We start from the raw sequence: 17,613 nt of genomic DNA on the forward strand, positions 1-17,613 counted from the left end.
GAGTTTTTTTGAAAAAAGTCTTAAATAGAATGTGAATTTCCCCAATCCATCTCAATCGATTACTGTAAAAAATGGTGAGTAACCTTTGTATAGTTAGAAAATTTAAAAATTGATTTAAAGATATAGTCTATAATACAAAGTACAAATAAAAAGAAAATAACCGGATAGAAACATTGTTAATAAATCAACGTTCTCATCCGGTTACTTTGATAATCCGACCAAAATTAACGTTTGTTTTCATAACGATAGGAAAGATATTTTATTTGTATCAGAATAAAATTGTTTTGAAAAAACATTTATTGTTTTTTTCATTTTCGTTTAGTTTAATGATATTCTTTGTTTTTTCTGTATTTAATTCTTGATTAAGGTCCTTATCAAACACGCGATATTTAACTTTTTCTTTTAATCATTCATCAGCAGTCTTTTCTTCTTTTCTTTCGGTAGTTTGTTTAATAATCAAATCTATTTGATCAATCAACCTCCCAGAAGTTTTTTTTACTTCTGATAAAGAGTTTATTTTATCTTCAACTTTTTCTGAATTATTCGTCCAATTAGAAATAGAAATACCTTCTTCGCTACTAAAGCAATCATCAACTAAGAGATTGTTTAAAATTTGCAAACTACGCTGAAGCTTATTTTTTAGCTTTATGTCCTTTAAATTCAACGCTAATTCATTCTCGTGCAATGTTTCCAATAACTATTCATGAAATGTATTAGATGAGTTCTCCATGTTGTACAACTCCATTAGATTCTGTTTCTAAAAGTAAATAATAACCTTCTTCATTGCTTATATTTTCTTTCAAATCTTTAAATATATAGCTCTCTACCAGAATTTCTACTTCTTTTTTCTCTTCAGTAAGGTGAAAAAGAACTTTATTCCCTTTTAAAATTCTTAAAGCTAACGCTAAACGATCCGACATAATCATTCCACTTTTCTTGACTATTTTTCCTTAAGCATAAATAAAAGCTAGTTATAGGGCTAAATATATGCCTACAACTAGCTTTTATAATTTAGAAACTACTAATTTTAAATTAATCAGAGTTACAAGTACTTTGGTTAATGGGTTATATGTAAACTAACAGGTGCTAGATTTAAACCAATAGGTGCGTTACTTTTTATGTAGAATTAGAGATAATTAAGCTAACAAATTAAGGAGGATAGAAGAAGTTTTTTATTAAAAATAAAGTATCTATATATCGAGAGGAAGAAAATGTTTATGAAGAAAAAGATGTTGTTATTTATTGCGTTACTTAGTTTAGTAGTAGTTATATTTCCAAATAATAAAGTTAGTGCATCAGAAAATAGTGCAACCGAAGAAGATATCTCAGAAACTATTGTAACTGAAGGAGATATCATAGAAGAAACTGTAGAAGAAGATATCACAGAAGATGATGAAATAGAAGAAGACATTGAGCAAGAGAGCGTTCCTTTTGAAGAACTTTCAGAAGAGGATCAATCATTCTTTTTAAGTCAAGGTTTCAGTGAAGATAATGAATTTTTTCAATCTACCGAAGTTCAATAGCCTGATACTGCAGGTAATTTTAATCAAAGAGCTATAATGAATATCATTACTATAACGGGAGCTACGAAAAAACAGAATACTACTACAGCTTATACAACATATATTGTAACTTCTAATATGCCAATGCTTAAAATATCTACTAAAGCAACACTGAAAGGCCATAAAGGGTTCTCATCTACTGTCCTTCCATATAAATCTCCGAGTAAGTATGGTGGAGGAATTTACTCTACATACACTGGCTCAAAAAAATATTTTTCTGTTAAGTTAGATAGTCAAGTTACCACTCAGTTGGGTACTAAATCTACAGGTAGTTCAGCTGGTGGAGTAACCTTAGGAAAATAAAAAAACTATTTCTACTTTAATTAAAAGTAGAAATAGTTTTTTTTATTAAAATAGACACATTTCTTTAAATAAAATCATAAGTTCGACCTTCAAAATGGATGGAATCTAAATTTTTCAATTCAAAGGTACGAGTATCTATCGTAATCGTTTCAGCTGAATCATTTTCATATAATGTATCTAATAAATTAAACGCCTTTATTATCTCTGATTTTGAACAGTAAAGTTCAATATCGGGTTCCCCATAGTACTTTACTACAATTGGCCATAAGTAATTTTGAGTATCTTCGTTATATTCAGGGAAATCATTAATCGCTGGAGCGGTTAGCTTCTCATTATCCATATTGATTTAACTCCTATTCTAATAGAATTCTTTGAGTAATAGTTTATTTTATACTCCATTAAAATATAATTCAATTTTAAAATTATGTTTACTTTGTACTACATCTTTAACACTATTTATATTATCTATATATTGTATAGTAAAGCCCTCTTTAAGTGGGATATAACCTGCAATTTTACCTGATATAGTTTCACCCTCATATAAAGGGTAATCTCTTATTTTATCTTCCAACACATAAGCAGGTACGCTAGGAGAAGTCTCTATATTGGAAGAAATAGACTTAATAAGTGGAAATGAGTTAAAAGGGTGCTTGTTTGAACCTTCTAACATGGTTATAGAAGCATCGAAAATAATCCATTGGAATCCTTCTGGTGCTTTCTTGTTTAGTGGAGAAGCAATCAATAATTGGTTATAAGCTTCTTCTCCAGTAATATAATTTGAGAGATTAATTTCAATTTTAGAGTTAACAATTTTTGAGGAATTATCTGATTGATAATAATCAAAATCCACAATTATTTTTTCATCTATTGAAGCTGGATTCTCCTTAGACCCATAATCTCTTTCTTTCTTTGTATCGGCTGATTGTTCAGTTTTCGGCATATTTTCTTTGGTGTTCATACAACCAATAACTCCAAGTATGAGTAAAGGTAAAATATAGATCAGTAATTTTTTATCTCTCACGATATTCCTCCATGTAGTTCCTTATGATATTATATATCCTCACTAAATAACTATTATTCCTTATTTTATACATCTTATCAACCATTGGTTACTACCATCTAAGATTAGTAGTTCATGTTTAAATTATCTATCGAATCTTACGAAAAGAAAAGAACGCAATGGTTTACAAATTAGCAACCATTAGGTGCTAAAAGGCAACTAATAGCTTATAGTCAATGATGTTCACTTTCGGTATGATAGAACAAAGAAGAACAGAAGGAGGAATAATTATGGCCTTAGGGGAACGATTGAAGGCAAGTAGAGTTAATAAAGGATATTCGCAAGGAGATGTAGCCGATCATTTACATATTTCAAGACAGTCCATTTCAAAATGGGAAAATGGCAATAGTTACCCTGATTTAGATAATTTAGTAAAGCTAAGTACCTATTACGAAGTTTCGATTGACGAATTACTAAAAGAAAATCAGGAACTAAAAAAAAAGATTGAAGAAAATGAAGTTAAAATAGAAAAAAATGTTCAAAAATTAGATTTCATTCGTGGAAATACGGATAAAGACGAAGGTTTAATCCTGTTAATTCTTGCTTTTATAGGAAGTTTAATCCCCCCACTTGGTTTAATTCTAGCCCCTATTATTATTAAGAGAAACAAAAAAACAAACACACTCTATAAGTTTGTTTATCTAGCGTGTGTTTGTTGTATTATAATGAACGCTTATGCTCTCTACTTTACGATAGGTAATTATTTAGGTTGGGGGACCACTACCGTAGAATTAGTTGATTAATTCAATAGGTTACATTAATTTTATTATTTTGAAGTGTTGCACGAACATTCACCGGGCTGTTCAGTTTTAGCATAATCATATTTATGTAGTAAGTAGCTTGTTTAGAATTATCCACTTTCAAACTTGAATTACGAACACTTCCTATGTAATTGTTTATAGAAGGTGAGTGCGCCTTAGTAATAGAGTTTCCTTTTATATCTATTTTATAGCTTACTTTCCATTGCAGAGCTCGTTCTTTTGTGACTTTATAGGTATTATTTTTGATACCTCTTGCCATAATAGAATATTGAGGTTCTTCTTCAATGGTAATAGTGTAGGTCTCATCAGGGGAATCTCCAACTTCAAATTCTTGTAGTCCACCTTGATCTATATCGTAACTTACACTGTTCACGGGGGTAGTTAAAAGTTCTTCAGCTTGTACCTTTGTTGTACTGTTAAGAGTAAAAATAGTGAAAAAACTTAGAGCAAAAATGATTTTTTTCAAATGTATTCCTCCAATTTTTATAATACCGGTAGTGATAAACTGATATGTATATCCTTTATTTGGGATAGTTATCTCTTTTGTTTAATTAGTTTTTCTTCTGAAGCTGAAAATTTCGATTAAAGTAAAAAGGTTATTATTCCAATTATTGCAAAAATTAACATAGTTATTATTAGTGTAGTTAGGATTATTTTCAATTTTTTTTGTTGCATTAAATCACCTTTCTATTTCTATTTTTTTAGTCAACTAGATCTGATTTTCTCAGTAAATAATAACCAATAATAATTAGAGCGTATCCCAAGCTGATTTTTTGGTTTAATACAGTAACAATAGCTAAACAAAAAATAAGAAGAGACAAAAATTGATAGCAGCTTCTTTTAGTTATTTTTTTCATTATGATATCTCCCATAACCATTCTCCTAACCTAGTAGTTCATAATCAAATTATCTATCTTATCTTATGAAACGAAAAGAACGCAATGGTTGCTACCATGTAAACCATTGCGTTATAGTCATACTTCCTTACTTTCATTATGATAGATATAAGTAATAAGCAAGGAGGAATAACATTGTTATTGGGAGAAAAACTAAAAAGTAGTCGAGTTAAAAAAAAGTATTCGCAAAATGATGTAGCAGAACAGTTACATATTTCAAGACAATCCATTTCAAAATGGGAAAATGACATTAGCTATCCTGATTTGGATAATCTGGTTAAATTAAGTACCTATTATCAAGTTTCAATTGATCATTTATTAAAAGAGAAGCCCTAAAAAAATAGATCTAATTCGATTGAAAAAAAATTAATTATTCATTAAGAGGTAGCTATAATAACTGAATTTATTTATACTTAAAAGAGAAAATTAACCAGAAGGAATGATTATTATGATAGGAACACTTGGAGATTCTCAGGCTAATTATAAAGCGATTATTCAGTCAGAAAAATTAAGTAATTGTAGAAAGAACGACTTACTTAGAAATGTTCTAACTGACATTGAGATTGTCTTTTTTGGAACACATGATAAGGAACAAGATCTCATCCAACAACAAGAAGAAGCTAAACAGCTTTATAATGACATTAGTATGAATTTTCTTGCTTGTTAAGATAAAAAAAGTCGACAGTGAACCTAATCTGTCGGCTTTTTCTAGTTTAAAAGTACTAAAAACCTAGTCTAAAATTCAATAGAGTCTCACTGATTTCATCTTCATTGATTCCGATATAGCGCTTCGTTATTTTCTCGCTGCTATGACCGAATATTTCCATCAGTGTCGCCACGTCTTTGGTTTTCTTGTAATAGTGGTAACCAAACGTCTTCCGTAGCGTGTGTGTGCCAATATCGTCTCTTCCTAATAGTTTAGCGACCTTCTGAAACATCTGGTAGACCGTATTGACTTCTATATGACCACCTTTGGTGCTAGGAAACAAATAATCCTCTGGCGCTAAGTCTTTTGTATAGTCTTGGATTAAGTCCTGCAGACTCCTCAAATACAAAATACGCATCTTACCCGTTTTCTTTTCGACAATACGGGGATTTTTGGAGGAAATCAGTTCTTGTTTCTTCAATTTTACGATATCCGACATGCGCAAACCGCTATTAATGCCAATCAAAAATAGAAAAACATCCCGATCTGCATTTTTATTGCGTCTTAAACAGAATAAAAAGTCGTTTATTTCTTGTTGAGTGCGTAATGGTTGGACGTTGTAACTCATTTAAAAGCCCTCTCCTCTCACAAAAGAGATACATGATTTTATTTAGTATACCACATAATCATGTATTGTAGGGCGATTCAAAAAAATAACCCTATGGGAATAGGATTCCGGATACACGTTTTTATACAATTTCATGTATTGTTTACTTGCTGAATATTTACCCTTCTTTTCTCTCTCTTTTTTCATCTATTTTATTTTTTATAAAGTAAGTAATGGGGATAGATACAAACAGAATTCCTGAAAAAAATTGAGTAGCGCCTTCATTTATTTTTCCATTTATCATTATTTCTTCAGGTCTAACTAAAAAAGTTTGATAAGTTGTATATAGGCCTAACAAACCTACAATTAAAAGTAGCCAAGAGTAGATTTTTTTATCATCTTTTTTACGAAAATAGGCATTATGATAGACACTTATATTCGCATAAAAGATGGCGACTACAAACATTATAATCAGCATCTCTGTCTCTTTGGTTGCTCCCCATTGAAAATTAAAAAATAAGCCAAGGATATAATTTAGTACTAATAGACTGATTAAATAAATAAACGAATAATAGCCATATTTATATCGCATTAATTTCTGGTATTCATCGTATTGTTTCATGTTTATTCCTCCCAAAATAAATCGTTTAAAGTTAAATCCAATTTTTTACAAATCTCTCTACACAAATTGATTGTCGGATTGTAATCTCCTCTTTCAATAGCGCTGATGGTCTGTCGAGTAACATTGACAGCATTTGCTAATTGCTGTTGAGATAGATCATTCTTTGCTCGTGCTGCCTTTAATCTTAAATTCTTAGCCATATTATTCCTCCAGATATGACAAATATATATTACAATAAGTAAATTATATCATTTATTAAAAATAATACAATATTTTAAATGAATCGGCAGTTTTTTTATTTTTTTACTGTTATTATAACCATTAAAGAGTTCAAAAATGATGAAATTATCATATAGTTCAATAAAAAAAGAACCCTGCTAAAACAAGGTTCTGGATACATGAAACTATCTCATTTCATGTATTGTTAAATAATAAAAAAATATTTGCTTACGCTATATTGTTATTTTTCTCTATTGGGACCCATATCTGCATTTGATATTCATTAGAATTAGTAACTTTTTCGGGGTAGAATTCTAAATCGACGTCTCCAGAATATGTATAACCACTTTCCGGGAAGAAGTTCTTCCACATATAATTCCACGCTTTATGTATTGAATCGGGGATTTTTCCATTACATGGGATGATAACAAATGTTGATGATTTTACCTGAATGACTTCAACAGGTAGATGGTTAACTTTATCTGGGTTTTCAACTTCCCACCCAGCCATATACTTAATTTTCCCATCATCTGTGATTCCATAGCATACTCCGAAGCTTCTTCCACTACTAAGATTTATTAAATCGTCAATTAAGTCAGAATGAGATAACTGATTCCAAAGAATTGAAATATCGGGATTCATGATAGTCGTTTCTATTGAAATACCAGCCACATAAAAAGCAGGAAGTACCTTTATTTCTATCGGAAGATTGTTCCCTCCTTCGACTGATAAATTTAATTCTAAAGAATTAAATAGGTTAATTGGAGCATCTTTACGGACTGCGGACGGAGTAGCCCCATGTTGTTTTTTAAAAGCAACAGTAAAAGCATCTGGCGTTTCATATCCATATTTTAAAGCAATCTCTAAAATATTATGTTGTGTGTGTTTAAGTTCAAAAGCAGCTCTTGTTAATCGTCTTTTTCGAATATAATCAGAAAGTGTGATATTAAAGAGCACTGGAAACACACGCTGTAAAGAACTGCTGCTTATACTCAAACCTTTACAAAGTTGAGTATAGTTTATGTCTTGGTCAATATTATTTTCAATGCGGTTTATAATCTCTAATAAATCATCCATTTTATACACTTCCTTTTGTAAGTATCATACTAGCATTGAAAAAGATTGTAAAATCCTAATTTTCTTGTACAGAAAATGACGGGAAAGAACTCGTGAAGAAAGATAGAATCTAATCAGGAGGTGTTAAAATGAATTCATTTATTGGAGATGTACCTTTATGCTACACTAACTCAGTCGCTATGGTGCTAAAGTCTTATGGGTATCATTTTCAACCTGAGTATATAGAAGCCCTAATGGTAATGGGTAATGGGGCAAGCTTTGTTGATAAGAATACAAAACACCCATTAGTTTTTTTTGACAACGGACTACCCGATTTATCTATTAGTAACTCTTTAACTATGCTTGGATTCAATTATGAAGAATTTTACTTAACTGATATTGACGAAAATTCCATCGAACTTAGTAAGAAAAAATTAGAACAGTTTTTGAGAAGGGGGTCAGTTATTGTTGGTCCCTTAGATATGGGACACTTAAACTACAATCCAAATTCTATCAATCAAAGCGGAGTTGATCATTTTGTTTCAGTAACAAATCTAGAAAATGATTATATCTATTTACATGACCCTGCTGGTTATCCTTATATGAAAATGAGATTTGAAGAGTTTGTAAAAGCTTGGAGAGCCGAAGATGTTGATTATAAAAGAGGATCATTTTCAATGTGGGGAAATTTATACCGAACTAAAACACCCACTGCTAAAGAAATTTTTCATTGCGTATCAATTGTTATGAAAACTCGTTATGAACAGGGAGATACAAAAGTAATAGAGTATTACGCGAATGCGATTAAAACAAATGGTTTAAATCAACAGCAACAAAAAATTCATCACTATTTTAGTTTTCGATTAGCTTCTGCTAGAAATTTATATATGAGTGAGTTCCTTAAAGAATTTGACTTACCTAGAGCCGAAATTAAGGAGAAATTGGCTATTTCGTTTGGACAAGCACACTTGGACAGCATGAAAAAAGAATACACCAACTTGGCAAATACACTTATGGACATTGCTAAACTAGATGAACTATTTAGAACATTATGTATTCAATATAAAGGAGACTGATAATTATGGATAAAACCATTAATACAGAATTGGGGATTATACAAGAGGTTACTGTCGAAAAAATGAACTTTCTTTATATAGAAATACCGAATGATATAGACAATCAAAAAAAAGCTTGGCCCACATTTGAAGCCCGCTTTCCTTCTTTAACAGGCAGGAAAATGTATGGACTAGATTATGGAGAGAGCAAATTATACAGGGTATGTACACTCGTTCTGGAAAGTGATCATGGAGAATTATTTGGATTTGATCAATTCGAATTTGAGGGAGGAACTTATATACGATTACGCCTCAAATTTGATCCACCAGAACTATATGAAAAAATCGGTCCAGCTTATCAGTTATTAATTGGTCATTACGAAGAGGATATCAATTGGTCATTTCCATTTATAGAACACTATAAGGCAAAAAACATACTAGATATCATGATTCCAATTACAAAATGATAATATCGATTTTATTATACTTACTACACAATCAAAGATAGTGAATCGCCATATGACAGAATTAAGTAATAGTAAATTTCAAGTTTAAGTTAGCCACCTATTTTATCAAATGTATCTTTGCTTAAATAGTAGTGCTTTAATTGATTAATAGAAAGCCGATTGAACAAGTGACCTTTAAACGAGGAAGTATTTTATTCAACTGGGTGACTAACTTGAAATTTACGTTACAATAAAAGATAAAATACTATGTTTTTTTAATAAAACCTATAGAACTCTGATTTGTATAATGAGTAATTCTATAATACTGTTGTGTTCAAATATAAAAAAAATAATCCTGTATAATTAGGATTCCTAACACACTATTTTATGTAATTTCATGTGTTAAAACTTAATAGGAATTTAAATTTTATTATTAGATTTTTTAATCATTCACACGAAAATTAATTTTATAAAGACCATACTCTATACTCTTATTTTTTTTTCAAGAACTCAAAAAAGCGGAAACTCCCAGAATTTTAAATCTGGGAGTTTCCGCTTTTGTCATTTCAAGGATGGACTATTGTCCCAGCCTCTTCTAGTTTATTCTTAAGATATTTTTACTGTCTCTGCAGGTGCTGATACTTCTTTTTATTCTTTTCGACCTTTCAACTTATACTTCATTAATCTCATGGCATTGAAAATTACCACCAGGATACTACCTTCATGAACCAACATTCCGATAGACATATTCATCCATTCGCTGAAGAAGACGCTGGTCAACAAGACCAACACTACTCCAATTGAAATCGCGATATTTTGTTTCATATTATTTGCGGTGGCTTTTACTATTCCTAATGCGTGAGGCAAGTTGCTGAAGTTCGAGTTCATTAAAACGACATCGGATGTTTCAATCGCTACGTCCGTTCCGCTTCCCATTGCGATGCCAATGTCTGCTAAAGCTAAGGACGGACTATCGTTAACGCCATCTCCAACAAAGGCTACAATTTGACCACGTTGTTGAAGTTTTCCGATATAAGCCGATTTGTCTTCCGGCAACATGTGGCCGTGAGCTTCGGTCAAACCAAGTTCGCCGGCGACCACATCAACGGTTCCTTGGTTATCTCCTGAAAGAACGACTAGATTTTTCACGCCCAAGTCTTTTAATTCCTGCAAATTAGCTTTCACACCCGGACGGACTTGATCGCGAATGCCCATCAGTACTTTTAATTCACCGTCGACCGCTGTCAAAACGAGAGAGTTCCCTTGTTGTTCAAACCGTTTGACATCTTTTTGCACTTTTTTGCTGAGAGTGACATTTTCTTTTTCCATCAAGGCCACATTCCCAACAGCCACTCTATGTCCAGCTACACTTGAAACGATTCCGCCGCCTTTCACGACTTCAGTTCCTTCAACAGGATAAAAGTTTGTTTCTCCAATTTGATTTAAGACCGCTTTTGCTAATGGATGATCTGATTCCCGTTCCACACTGGCCAGATAGCCAAGCGTTTCAGCAGAATCTTTTTCATACAGTTCAGTCGCTGCAACGGTTGGGTTTCCGACAGTTAAAGTACCTGTCTTATCAAATACAATTGTATCCACATTGCTGAAGTCTTGAATGACTTCACTCCCTTTTAAAAGAACACCGTTACGAGCACCATTCCCAATACCGGCAACGTTTGAGACAGGCACTCCGATAACTAATGCGCCTGGGCAACCTAGAACCAAGATGGTGATTGCTAACTCAATATTTTGACTGAACGCCCATACAACAATTGCCAGAACCAAGACAGCTGGTGTGTAGTATTTAGAAAAGCGATCAATGAACCGTTCCGCTTCGGATTTAGAATCTTGTGCTTCTTCCACGAGTTCAATAATTTTTCCAAATGTGGTGTCCTCACCAACTCGGTCAGCTCTGATTTGAATCGTTCCGTTTTCTAAAATGGTTCCTGCAAAAACTTCTGCATCAGCTAGCTTGTTGACCGGAACAGCTTCACCTGTAATGCTAGCTTCATTGATATGCCCTTCACCCGTAAGGACTGTGCCATCTACTGGAACTTTCGCACCCGTTTTAACGAGCAAGATATCCCCTTCATCTACATCATCCACTTCTACTTCTTCAAATTCGCCATTATCCATTTGTTTCAAGGCGCTTTCGGGTGCCATTTCAGTCAATTCTTTGATAGCAGATCGCGTTTGGTTCAATGTTCGTTGTTCCAAGTAGTGTCCGAATAAGAATAAGAACGTGACAATAGCCGATTCTTCATAATTTTGAATAAAAAGCGCACCAATCGCTGCAATACTGACTAAGACATCAATACTGATGACTTTGACTTTCATTGCTTGAAACGCTTGAATGGCAATTGGCGTAATCCCAAAGACAGAGGCGATGATCAAAGACCACTCTGAAAGTCCTACGTTTTCTAAAACAAAGTGACTGAAGAAACCGAGTGCGATTAACAATCCACTGATGACGGTGATAACATTTTTCTTGCTTAATATATATTGTTGCATGCTTTTTCCCTCCAAATTTAATTTCTCTTTTATTGATAAACACAGTATAAGATAATTGCCTAAGTAATTAATTGACTGACATCAAGTTTTGAAAAAATACGTGTCCCTTTTCACTATTTTTTTGATCTAACAGCCTCAATGACACTTATTCCTCTTTACAGTTATAACGATACCCTCTTTTTATCGAATAAAAATTGACGGCTATCAAGTTTAGAAAGTTCTCTTTTATCGTTTCTAAGCACCTCGAATCGGATTGCAACAAAAAAGCAATCCCGGAAAAATAGCTTTTCTTCCAGAATTGCCTAGTTCATTTAATCTGTTAAGCGGCCTTGACTTTTGCTTTAAGGACCGGATAGCCTACGTTTTCGATAGCTTTTTGAATCTCTTCAATCGAAGTGACAGCTGAATCAAAATTGGTTTTGACTTTGCTGGAGTTGAATAATACTTTAATGCTGTCTTTATCAATACCGTTAACTGATTTCAAGGCACCTTCAATTTTTTGCATACAACTTGGACAAGACAACGTTTCTAATTGCAATATAGCTTTTTCCATAATTCCTATCTCCTTTATGTGTTTTTATTTTATCGGCAGCAGATTAATGAACACTGCCTTTTCCTCTTTACAACTGTAGTATAGCTCACTTTTAGCAAACGAAAATTGACGCATATCAAGTTTTGCACTTCTTTTTATCTTTTTGCTCAATTCACCATCTTAATAGCCTTTTTCTGCCCCTTATTGCCATCAGAATAATAAGAAATTGGTGGATAGTCTTGTCTGCGTATAAACCATACTACAATCGCGCCAATAAACAGGGCCAGAGACAAGGCTTGCGAAACGCGGATCCACTCGCCAATCCATAAACTGTCCGTTCGCATACCTTCAATGAAGAACCGACCCACTGAGTACCACAAAACGTAACTCAAAGCGACTTCTCCTTGACGCAAAAGCTGTTTTCGGTTCCGTATAGTGACGATGAGGACAAAGCCCAACAAACTCCACAATGACTCGTATAAAAAAGTCGGATGGTAGTAGGTACCATTGATATTCATTTGTTCAATGATAAATTCAGGTAAATAAAGATTTTCCAAGAATTGACGAGTAACCGGTCCACCATGAGCTTCCTGATTCATAAAATTGCCCCAACGACCAATGGACTGGGCTAACAATACATTGGGCGCTAAAATATCAAGAACGAGTGCCAAAGAAGTACCTTTTTTCTTTGCATACCAATATAGCGTACCCCCTCCTGCAATCAATCCCCCATAAATCGCAATGCCGCCATTCCAAATCGCAAGGATTTGTCCTGGATTTTGCAGATAATAACCAAGTTCAAATAACACATAATAAAGCCGAGCGCCGAGGAGTCCAATCGGAATTGCCCATAAGGCCATATCGATAATGGTATCCTCTTCCAGTCCTTTTTTCTTTGCTTCCTTGGTGCTCAACTGGAGAGCCGCTAATATGCCCGCTGCAATAATGACTCCATACCAATGAATCACAACAGAACCAATCTCCACCGCATGGGGATTCAAAACGCCTAATACGAATTCCATTCTATTTGCTCCATTTCTTCAATTTTTCGCGTCATTCTAGTCATGGTGATGCTGAACAAGATTCCGGCTAAGCTCCATGGAAACCAAACAGTGAATACACTTTTAGCTCCCTGGTCACTCGCTTCGTAATACGCCACTTTTCCGTGTCCGATTACGCCGGCTCCTTTTACAACTTCCTCTTCTTTTTCCATAGCTAACCTATCTGCCTCAACAACGTTAGACGTTTTTGCTTCGCCGCCAATCGTGTTCTTGGTGAAAGGGACGACAAAGAATGCACCCGCTGCTGACAACGTGATGGCAACTATCACCCAAAAATAATGCACATTCACCCCTACTTATTTTTACGTTTTGTTCGACAACCCTATCTTAAAGAAAAATAAAACAAAAAAACTTGAGGGTTATCATGTTTGTGCTTTTATTTTTCCAATGAATGAAGGTCGTTCTGTCTTAAAAAAGCCAAAAACGGACAGATGGAAGCAAAAGCACTGAGTTCTGTCCCGTTGTTAATGAAGAGCGACAGAACACCAACGTGTAGAAAAAAGTGTGTCCGATTATTCGCTGTAAAGCAATAAATCATCTAAATCCTGAATCTTGATCCTTTTCCCAGACAGCTGTTGAATCAATCCCTCGTCCTCCAATTCTCCAAATTTGCGACTGATGGTCTCAGGTGTCGTTCCTAAATAGGAAGCAATGTCCTTTTTTGCCATCGGCAGGGTGATGGTGGGAGAGTTGCCCATTTCAGGTTCCACATTTTCTGCCAAAAACAAAACTAAACGGGTAATGACACTCTCCACGGCTACTTGTGCGGTTTGACGTTCGGAGCTTTCTAACCGCTGCGACATCTCTCCTAGCAGCTTTAACGAAATTGCAGGATACTCTTTTAGAAACTCTTGTACATCATGTTGTTGAATCATGCAGACAGACGTATCTCGAGTAGCTTCTGCGTATTCCTCGTGCACAGCATCAGGATTGAACAACGTCCATTCTCCCGTAAAGTCACCCGGATTCAAAATACGAACTAGTTGCTCTTTGCCAGAATCAGACAAGCGATAGATGCGGACTTTTCCGCGATTCACAATATACAAGGCATCATCTTTTTCTTGCGAGCGAAACAGAAACTCCCCTTTTTGATAGTGATTCGTGTGAGCTTTTCCAGCGATGCGATCCATCGAGCTTTCCTCCAAATGATTGAATATCGGGACTAAGCGGATACAAGCTGAGTGGTCTCCTGCTGCATGTGGTTGGGTGTATTGAGTCAATTCGTTCTCCCCTTTATCAGTTTATTGTCCTTTTTTTAACTTTCCTATATTTAGTATAAAGGCCCCCTACCTCAAAAAAATTGACGCTCATCAAGAAAAGTCTTTTTAACGGCAAAAAAATAGGAGCTGGAAAGAGTCCCAACCCCAAAATCTTTAATTTTTAAATGTATGTTTACGAAAAACCTAATCTTCATCCTCATCAAACGCATCGTCGTCTTCCAATGCCTCTTTGCCAATGAACGCTTGCAGCATCCAAATGTTTTTATCTAAGTCATTTTTAAAAGCAATCAGTGTATCTTCTAAAGCATCGTCACCCTCATCTTGTACTAAACGAATAGCACGAATCGTTAATTCACGGGTACTTCTGAAATCTTCGATAATATTTTCAACCATGTCTTCTGCTTTAGCGTATTTATTGATGGCATCTTCTGAAAGCATGGAATATTTTTCAAATTCAGCGGTGGTTGAAGCCGGTTTATGACCGGAAATAATCAAGCGTTCTGCTAGTTTGTCGAACCATTCTTCGTTTTGATTATACAATTCTTCAAATTTTTCATGCAGGGTGAAGAAATTAGCGCCATTTACATACCAGTGATATTGGTGCAATTTCACATGTAAAGTATGCATGTTCCCTAAAAGATGATCCGAAATGGCCGCTGCATTAATTTTTGTATGATGGACATGTTCCTTGTGTTCTTGTTCTTCTTGAAATCTTTCTTGGGGTGTTCTTTCTTGAGAAGCTTTATTTTCAGTCATGATCTATTCCTCCTATAATTTTGGTTTGTTTAAAATAGCTTCCTTTGATTCCTCCTTTTCCTTTACTGAATTTAGTATAGGATAGATTTCCGTTAAAAAAATTGACGCTCATCAAGAAAAGTAATTCTTAATAGACGCCAGGCTTCTCTATTAAATTCAACTGAAATAATCAAAGGAATGAAGTCGTTCCCTCCAAACAAAAATTTCATTAAAGTAGGGCCTAAAAAAAGAATAGCAACTATACTTTGTCAAGAGACCTGACTGCTATTTTTTTGCTTGTTATTCTTCAATTACCAAATGTCTTGCCTTGCAGTATATTTAATGCTCTTTCTCACTAGTGTTGCATGCAACACTAGTGAGAAAGAGTATTAATAAGATTAACCTAGACGAATAACTTTACTTTATTTATGTCATACCATAAATAAAAATTGAAAAGAATTTTTTTATTTATCTGATTTGTCAAATTAAGCTAGACAGAACGTCTTCACTCATGTAACTCAAAAATACTTCCAATGGTGTTTGATAATTCAATGACTTTCTGGGAATAGTATTTCTCTTATCTGCAACGGATGAAACAAACAATTGGTCGACTTGATTAAAATCCATTTCTTTTGGTAATCCATCTTTTCGGAGGAGACCGTTAGAATTTTCGTTTAAAGCGCGTTGTGAAGGTGTTCCAGGATCCGCAAAATAAATGGCGATATCGTGGTGGTTGCATAGCGATTTCCAGTTAGAAAATTCTTTTCCACAATCAAAGGTGATAGAACGGAATAAGTTTCTTGGAATACCGTGAAACAAGTAATTCATGGCTGTTTCAATGTCGCTGGCCTTTCGTCCATTGGGTTTCAAAGTAATAATGACTTTAGATAGACATTCCACTAAAGTGATAACAGCACTCTTATGGTGGACACCTACAATGGTGTCGCCTTCGATATGGCCAAATTCTTCTTTAAACTGGGGATAATCTTTTTCTCTTTCTGTGATATTCCGCTTGAAAGATTGTTTTCCCCGACGTTCTTTATGACCATTTGGTTTTCTTTTCCCTTTCATTGGAAGTGTGGTTTCATCAAAGATTTTTTCTTTGAACTGGCGGTAAAGAGTACGAACGGAACACGCAACAGGCTCTTCCGCCCGACCAATAATGACGTCAGGAGTCCAACCTTGAGTGACTTTCTTTTTGATATAGGCCTGTTATTTCTTTGAAAGCACGATTTTGCGACGCCCACAACGCTTCTTGTTTTCCTTGTACTGTTGGAAGTACTCAAGTGCCGTATGCCCTGCTTTCAAGAAGTTAATGACGTTGTAAATGGGTGTTCGCGTTCGTTTTAAATAAGCGGCTATTTTCGCAACTGGGATATTTTTGTGGTAATAAGACTCTATCATCACCAATTCATCCGTGGTAAGATGGGTGTAGGTCATTCGTGATCACTCCTATGTCTTCTTTAGTCGGAATTACATTTTGAGTGTACCACGAATGGCTTTTTTATTTGTCTAGCTTAATTCTACAATCGGCGTCTATTAAAAAGTAAATAGAATTAACAGTGTTATAGATAAGCTGCTCTTGGATCATTATCCAATTCTTCTATTGAAAGAAAGTCAAAGCGAACTTCTTGCCCCTTGTCTTGAGGACTAGATGCATAAACACCTGCTAGTATAGGTGATCCATCGGGAATGTCTAGATGGGCAATTCTAATTTGAAACCATTCTTTCCCATCCCATGAATAATTAACATAACAATTTTGATCAATTCTAGATAGTTGATAGTATAATTGTACTGTATCTTCACAGTCTACATATTTTGTTGACCAATCTGAATATCCTCGATTGGTGACAACTACACCTAGCTTACTTAAACCATCTGGTATAAATTCCAAAGAGGTCTTAATCCATGTATTCTCAGAAATTCGTATCATCAGTCCTGCTTGATCGTACCTATTCTTCGGTGTAATCGTTACTTTTGTTGTCATTCTAAAATTTTTACTTGTTTTTGTATAAAGAAAATGTCCATTATCTGCTTGAAAACCATAATGTGTTTTTTGCCAATAATCTGTTTTTTCATCCGTTTCTAAAACAAGCTGAGAAGAACTAGTGTCTAAAAACCATTTTCTAGGCTCACAACGCCACCTTAACAAATTACCTAAACTCTCATTTTCAAAATTTTCATAAAGTATCAACTCTTTCTTCATAAACGTATCACCTTTCTGTATCTTTTATCCAAATAGTATAGTGCTTTCTTATTTTACTGACTCTTCGCCTTATAGTAGTATACTCTGAGGTATTTGTGGAGTTCTCTAGGAATG

Annotated in this window: 23 protein-coding genes and 2 pseudogenes; 7 read left to right on the forward strand and 18 right to left on the reverse strand. The window is 34.3% G+C overall.

Annotated features, from left to right (window positions below; genetic code table 11):
- Window positions 1-406: 406 nt before the first annotated feature.
- Both BR65_RS08635 and BR65_RS08640 read right to left on the reverse strand, forming a co-directional pair.
- Entirely contained in the window at window positions 407-664 is a 258-nt protein-coding gene (locus BR65_RS08635) for a hypothetical protein (protein WP_156098859.1), read from the reverse strand.
- Between the two features lie 49 nt (window positions 665-713).
- Complete coding sequence (locus BR65_RS08640) at window positions 714-920, reverse strand: hypothetical protein (RefSeq protein WP_034537901.1); 207 nt, start codon at window positions 918-920, stop codon at window positions 714-716.
- Window positions 921-1,217: 297 nt separating this feature from the next.
- Between BR65_RS08640 and BR65_RS13470 the strand changes: the two genes are divergently transcribed.
- Both BR65_RS13470 and BR65_RS13475 read left to right on the forward strand, forming a co-directional pair.
- On the forward strand, window positions 1,218-1,523 hold the full coding sequence (locus tag BR65_RS13470) for a hypothetical protein (protein ID WP_051932719.1): 306 nt from the start codon (window positions 1,218-1,220) through the stop codon (window positions 1,521-1,523).
- Between the two features lie 36 nt (window positions 1,524-1,559).
- Entirely contained in the window at window positions 1,560-1,865 is a 306-nt protein-coding gene (locus BR65_RS13475; RefSeq protein ID WP_051932720.1) for a hypothetical protein, read from the forward strand.
- 64 nt (window positions 1,866-1,929) lie between these two features.
- On the opposite strand, the gene BR65_RS08650 is transcribed toward BR65_RS13475, so the two are convergent.
- Both BR65_RS08650 and BR65_RS08655 read right to left on the reverse strand, forming a co-directional pair.
- Window positions 1,930-2,205, reverse strand: coding sequence for a hypothetical protein (locus tag BR65_RS08650; RefSeq protein WP_034537902.1), 276 nt, complete (start codon window positions 2,203-2,205; stop codon window positions 1,930-1,932).
- A gap of 48 nt (window positions 2,206-2,253) precedes the next feature.
- Window positions 2,254-2,886, reverse strand: coding sequence for a hypothetical protein (locus BR65_RS08655; RefSeq protein ID WP_034537903.1), 633 nt, complete (start codon window positions 2,884-2,886; stop codon window positions 2,254-2,256).
- A gap of 269 nt (window positions 2,887-3,155) precedes the next feature.
- On the opposite strand from BR65_RS08655, the gene BR65_RS08660 reads away from it, so the two are divergent.
- The gene (locus BR65_RS08660) at window positions 3,156-3,668 is read left to right on the forward strand and encodes a helix-turn-helix domain-containing protein (protein WP_034537904.1); all 513 of its coding nucleotides are present in this window, start codon (window positions 3,156-3,158) and stop codon (window positions 3,666-3,668) included.
- Between the two features lies 1 nt (window position 3,669).
- Here BR65_RS08660 and BR65_RS08665 read toward each other — a convergent pair whose 3' ends face one another.
- Window positions 3,670-4,152: a DUF5626 family protein gene (locus BR65_RS08665; protein ID WP_034537905.1), complete on the reverse strand. Its 483-nt coding sequence runs from the start codon at window positions 4,150-4,152 to the stop codon at window positions 3,670-3,672.
- 235 nt (window positions 4,153-4,387) lie between these two features.
- Window positions 4,388-4,558 carry a hypothetical protein gene (locus BR65_RS13985; RefSeq protein ID WP_169741899.1) on the reverse strand — a complete coding sequence of 57 codons (171 nt, stop codon included), beginning with the start codon at window positions 4,556-4,558 and terminating at the stop codon, window positions 4,388-4,390.
- A gap of 159 nt (window positions 4,559-4,717) precedes the next feature.
- Between BR65_RS13985 and BR65_RS08670 the strand changes: the two are divergent.
- Both BR65_RS08670 and BR65_RS08675 read left to right on the forward strand, forming a co-directional pair.
- A pseudogene (locus tag BR65_RS08670) lies at window positions 4,718-4,909 on the forward strand (helix-turn-helix domain-containing protein); the annotation flags it as partial.
- A 121-nt stretch (window positions 4,910-5,030) separates the two neighbouring features.
- Window positions 5,031-5,249: a hypothetical protein gene (locus BR65_RS08675; protein WP_007725640.1), complete on the forward strand. Its 219-nt coding sequence runs from the start codon at window positions 5,031-5,033 to the stop codon at window positions 5,247-5,249.
- 55 nt (window positions 5,250-5,304) lie between these two features.
- Here the strand turns inward: BR65_RS08675 and BR65_RS08680 are convergent, their stop codons facing one another.
- From BR65_RS08680 to BR65_RS08695, 4 genes are all read right to left on the reverse strand, one after another.
- Entirely contained in the window at window positions 5,305-5,856 is a 552-nt protein-coding gene (locus BR65_RS08680) for a tyrosine-type recombinase/integrase (protein ID WP_034537908.1), read from the reverse strand.
- A 157-nt stretch (window positions 5,857-6,013) separates the two neighbouring features.
- On the reverse strand, window positions 6,014-6,457 hold the full coding sequence (locus BR65_RS08685; RefSeq protein ID WP_034537910.1) for a hypothetical protein: 444 nt from the start codon (window positions 6,455-6,457) through the stop codon (window positions 6,014-6,016).
- Between the two features lie 2 nt (window positions 6,458-6,459).
- Complete coding sequence (locus BR65_RS08690; protein ID WP_034537912.1) at window positions 6,460-6,657, reverse strand: helix-turn-helix transcriptional regulator; 198 nt, start codon at window positions 6,655-6,657, stop codon at window positions 6,460-6,462.
- A gap of 247 nt (window positions 6,658-6,904) precedes the next feature.
- Window positions 6,905-7,753, reverse strand: a complete 849-nt coding sequence (locus BR65_RS08695) for an AraC family transcriptional regulator (protein WP_034537914.1) — start codon at window positions 7,751-7,753, stop codon at window positions 6,905-6,907.
- A 128-nt stretch (window positions 7,754-7,881) separates the two neighbouring features.
- Here BR65_RS08695 and BR65_RS08700 point away from each other — a divergent pair, with 128 nt between their 5' ends.
- Both BR65_RS08700 and BR65_RS08705 read left to right on the forward strand, forming a co-directional pair.
- Window positions 7,882-8,808 (forward strand): hypothetical protein, encoded by a 927-nt coding sequence (locus BR65_RS08700; protein WP_034537916.1) that lies wholly within the window; start codon window positions 7,882-7,884, stop codon window positions 8,806-8,808.
- A gap of 5 nt (window positions 8,809-8,813) precedes the next feature.
- Entirely contained in the window at window positions 8,814-9,254 is a 441-nt protein-coding gene (locus BR65_RS08705) for a hypothetical protein (RefSeq protein WP_034537918.1), read from the forward strand.
- 627 nt (window positions 9,255-9,881) lie between these two features.
- On the opposite strand, the gene BR65_RS08710 is transcribed toward BR65_RS08705, so the two are convergent.
- From BR65_RS08710 to BR65_RS08745, 8 genes and pseudogenes are all read right to left on the reverse strand, one after another.
- Entirely contained in the window at window positions 9,882-11,744 is a 1,863-nt protein-coding gene (locus BR65_RS08710; RefSeq protein WP_034537920.1) for a heavy metal translocating P-type ATPase, read from the reverse strand.
- 319 nt (window positions 11,745-12,063) lie between these two features.
- Window positions 12,064-12,297 (reverse strand): heavy-metal-associated domain-containing protein, encoded by a 234-nt coding sequence (locus tag BR65_RS08715; protein WP_003125439.1) that lies wholly within the window; start codon window positions 12,295-12,297, stop codon window positions 12,064-12,066.
- A gap of 146 nt (window positions 12,298-12,443) precedes the next feature.
- Window positions 12,444-13,298 (reverse strand): prolipoprotein diacylglyceryl transferase, encoded by an 855-nt coding sequence (gene lgt, locus BR65_RS08720; protein WP_034537923.1) that lies wholly within the window; start codon window positions 13,296-13,298, stop codon window positions 12,444-12,446.
- A complete protein-coding gene (locus BR65_RS08725; RefSeq protein ID WP_034537925.1) occupies window positions 13,283-13,621 on the reverse strand; it encodes a hypothetical protein in 339 nt (112 codons plus the stop codon). The genes lgt and BR65_RS08725 overlap by 16 nt, the downstream gene beginning before the upstream one ends.
- Window positions 13,622-13,849: 228 nt before the next feature.
- Window positions 13,850-14,557 (reverse strand): Crp/Fnr family transcriptional regulator, encoded by a 708-nt coding sequence (locus BR65_RS08730; protein WP_156098860.1) that lies wholly within the window; start codon window positions 14,555-14,557, stop codon window positions 13,850-13,852.
- 183 nt (window positions 14,558-14,740) lie between these two features.
- Window positions 14,741-15,313 carry a Dps family protein gene (locus tag BR65_RS08735; RefSeq protein ID WP_034537929.1) on the reverse strand — a complete coding sequence of 191 codons (573 nt, stop codon included), beginning with the start codon at window positions 15,311-15,313 and terminating at the stop codon, window positions 14,741-14,743.
- Between the two features lie 459 nt (window positions 15,314-15,772).
- A pseudogene (locus BR65_RS13650) lies at window positions 15,773-16,732 on the reverse strand (IS30 family transposase).
- 125 nt (window positions 16,733-16,857) lie between these two features.
- Window positions 16,858-17,499, reverse strand: a complete 642-nt coding sequence (locus tag BR65_RS08745) for a DUF1349 domain-containing protein (protein WP_034537931.1) — start codon at window positions 17,497-17,499, stop codon at window positions 16,858-16,860.
- Window positions 17,500-17,613 lie beyond the last annotated feature (114 nt).

The sequence above is a fragment of the Carnobacterium inhibens subsp. inhibens DSM 13024 genome (assembly GCF_000746825.1).
GTDB classification, from domain to species: Bacteria; Bacillota; Bacilli; order Lactobacillales; family Carnobacteriaceae; genus Carnobacterium_B; species Carnobacterium_B inhibens.

Bases quoted from the DNA above. Each gene is read 5' to 3' on its own strand.
- lgt (WP_034537923.1), bottom strand. From the start codon at position 13,298: ATGGAATTCGTATTAGGCGTTTTGAATCCCCATGCGGTGGAGATTGGT.
- BR65_RS08695 (WP_034537914.1), bottom strand. From the start codon at position 7,753: ATGGATGATTTATTAGAGATTATAAACCGCATTGAAAATAATATTGAC.
- BR65_RS13985 (WP_169741899.1), bottom strand. From the start codon at position 4,558: ATGGGAGATATCATAATGAAAAAAATAACTAAAAGAAGCTGCTATCAA.
- BR65_RS13475 (WP_051932720.1), top strand. From the start codon at position 1,560: ATGAATATCATTACTATAACGGGAGCTACGAAAAAACAGAATACTACT.
- BR65_RS08680 (WP_034537908.1), bottom strand. From the start codon at position 5,856: ATGAGTTACAACGTCCAACCATTACGCACTCAACAAGAAATAAACGAC.
- BR65_RS08675 (WP_007725640.1), top strand. From the start codon at position 5,031: ATGATAGGAACACTTGGAGATTCTCAGGCTAATTATAAAGCGATTATT.
- BR65_RS08735 (WP_034537929.1), bottom strand. From the start codon at position 15,313: ATGACTGAAAATAAAGCTTCTCAAGAAAGAACACCCCAAGAAAGATTT.
- BR65_RS08745 (WP_034537931.1), bottom strand. From the start codon at position 17,499: ATGAAGAAAGAGTTGATACTTTATGAAAATTTTGAAAATGAGAGTTTA.
- BR65_RS08715 (WP_003125439.1), bottom strand. From the start codon at position 12,297: ATGGAAAAAGCTATATTGCAATTAGAAACGTTGTCTTGTCCAAGTTGT.
- BR65_RS08685 (WP_034537910.1), bottom strand. From the start codon at position 6,457: ATGAAACAATACGATGAATACCAGAAATTAATGCGATATAAATATGGC.
- BR65_RS08700 (WP_034537916.1), top strand. From the start codon at position 7,882: ATGAATTCATTTATTGGAGATGTACCTTTATGCTACACTAACTCAGTC.
- BR65_RS08660 (WP_034537904.1), top strand. From the start codon at position 3,156: ATGGCCTTAGGGGAACGATTGAAGGCAAGTAGAGTTAATAAAGGATAT.
- BR65_RS08640 (WP_034537901.1), bottom strand. From the start codon at position 920: ATGTCGGATCGTTTAGCGTTAGCTTTAAGAATTTTAAAAGGGAATAAA.
- BR65_RS08690 (WP_034537912.1), bottom strand. From the start codon at position 6,657: ATGGCTAAGAATTTAAGATTAAAGGCAGCACGAGCAAAGAATGATCTA.
- BR65_RS08705 (WP_034537918.1), top strand. From the start codon at position 8,814: ATGGATAAAACCATTAATACAGAATTGGGGATTATACAAGAGGTTACT.
- BR65_RS08650 (WP_034537902.1), bottom strand. From the start codon at position 2,205: ATGGATAATGAGAAGCTAACCGCTCCAGCGATTAATGATTTCCCTGAA.
- BR65_RS13470 (WP_051932719.1), top strand. From the start codon at position 1,218: ATGAAGAAAAAGATGTTGTTATTTATTGCGTTACTTAGTTTAGTAGTA.
- BR65_RS08710 (WP_034537920.1), bottom strand. From the start codon at position 11,744: ATGCAACAATATATATTAAGCAAGAAAAATGTTATCACCGTCATCAGT.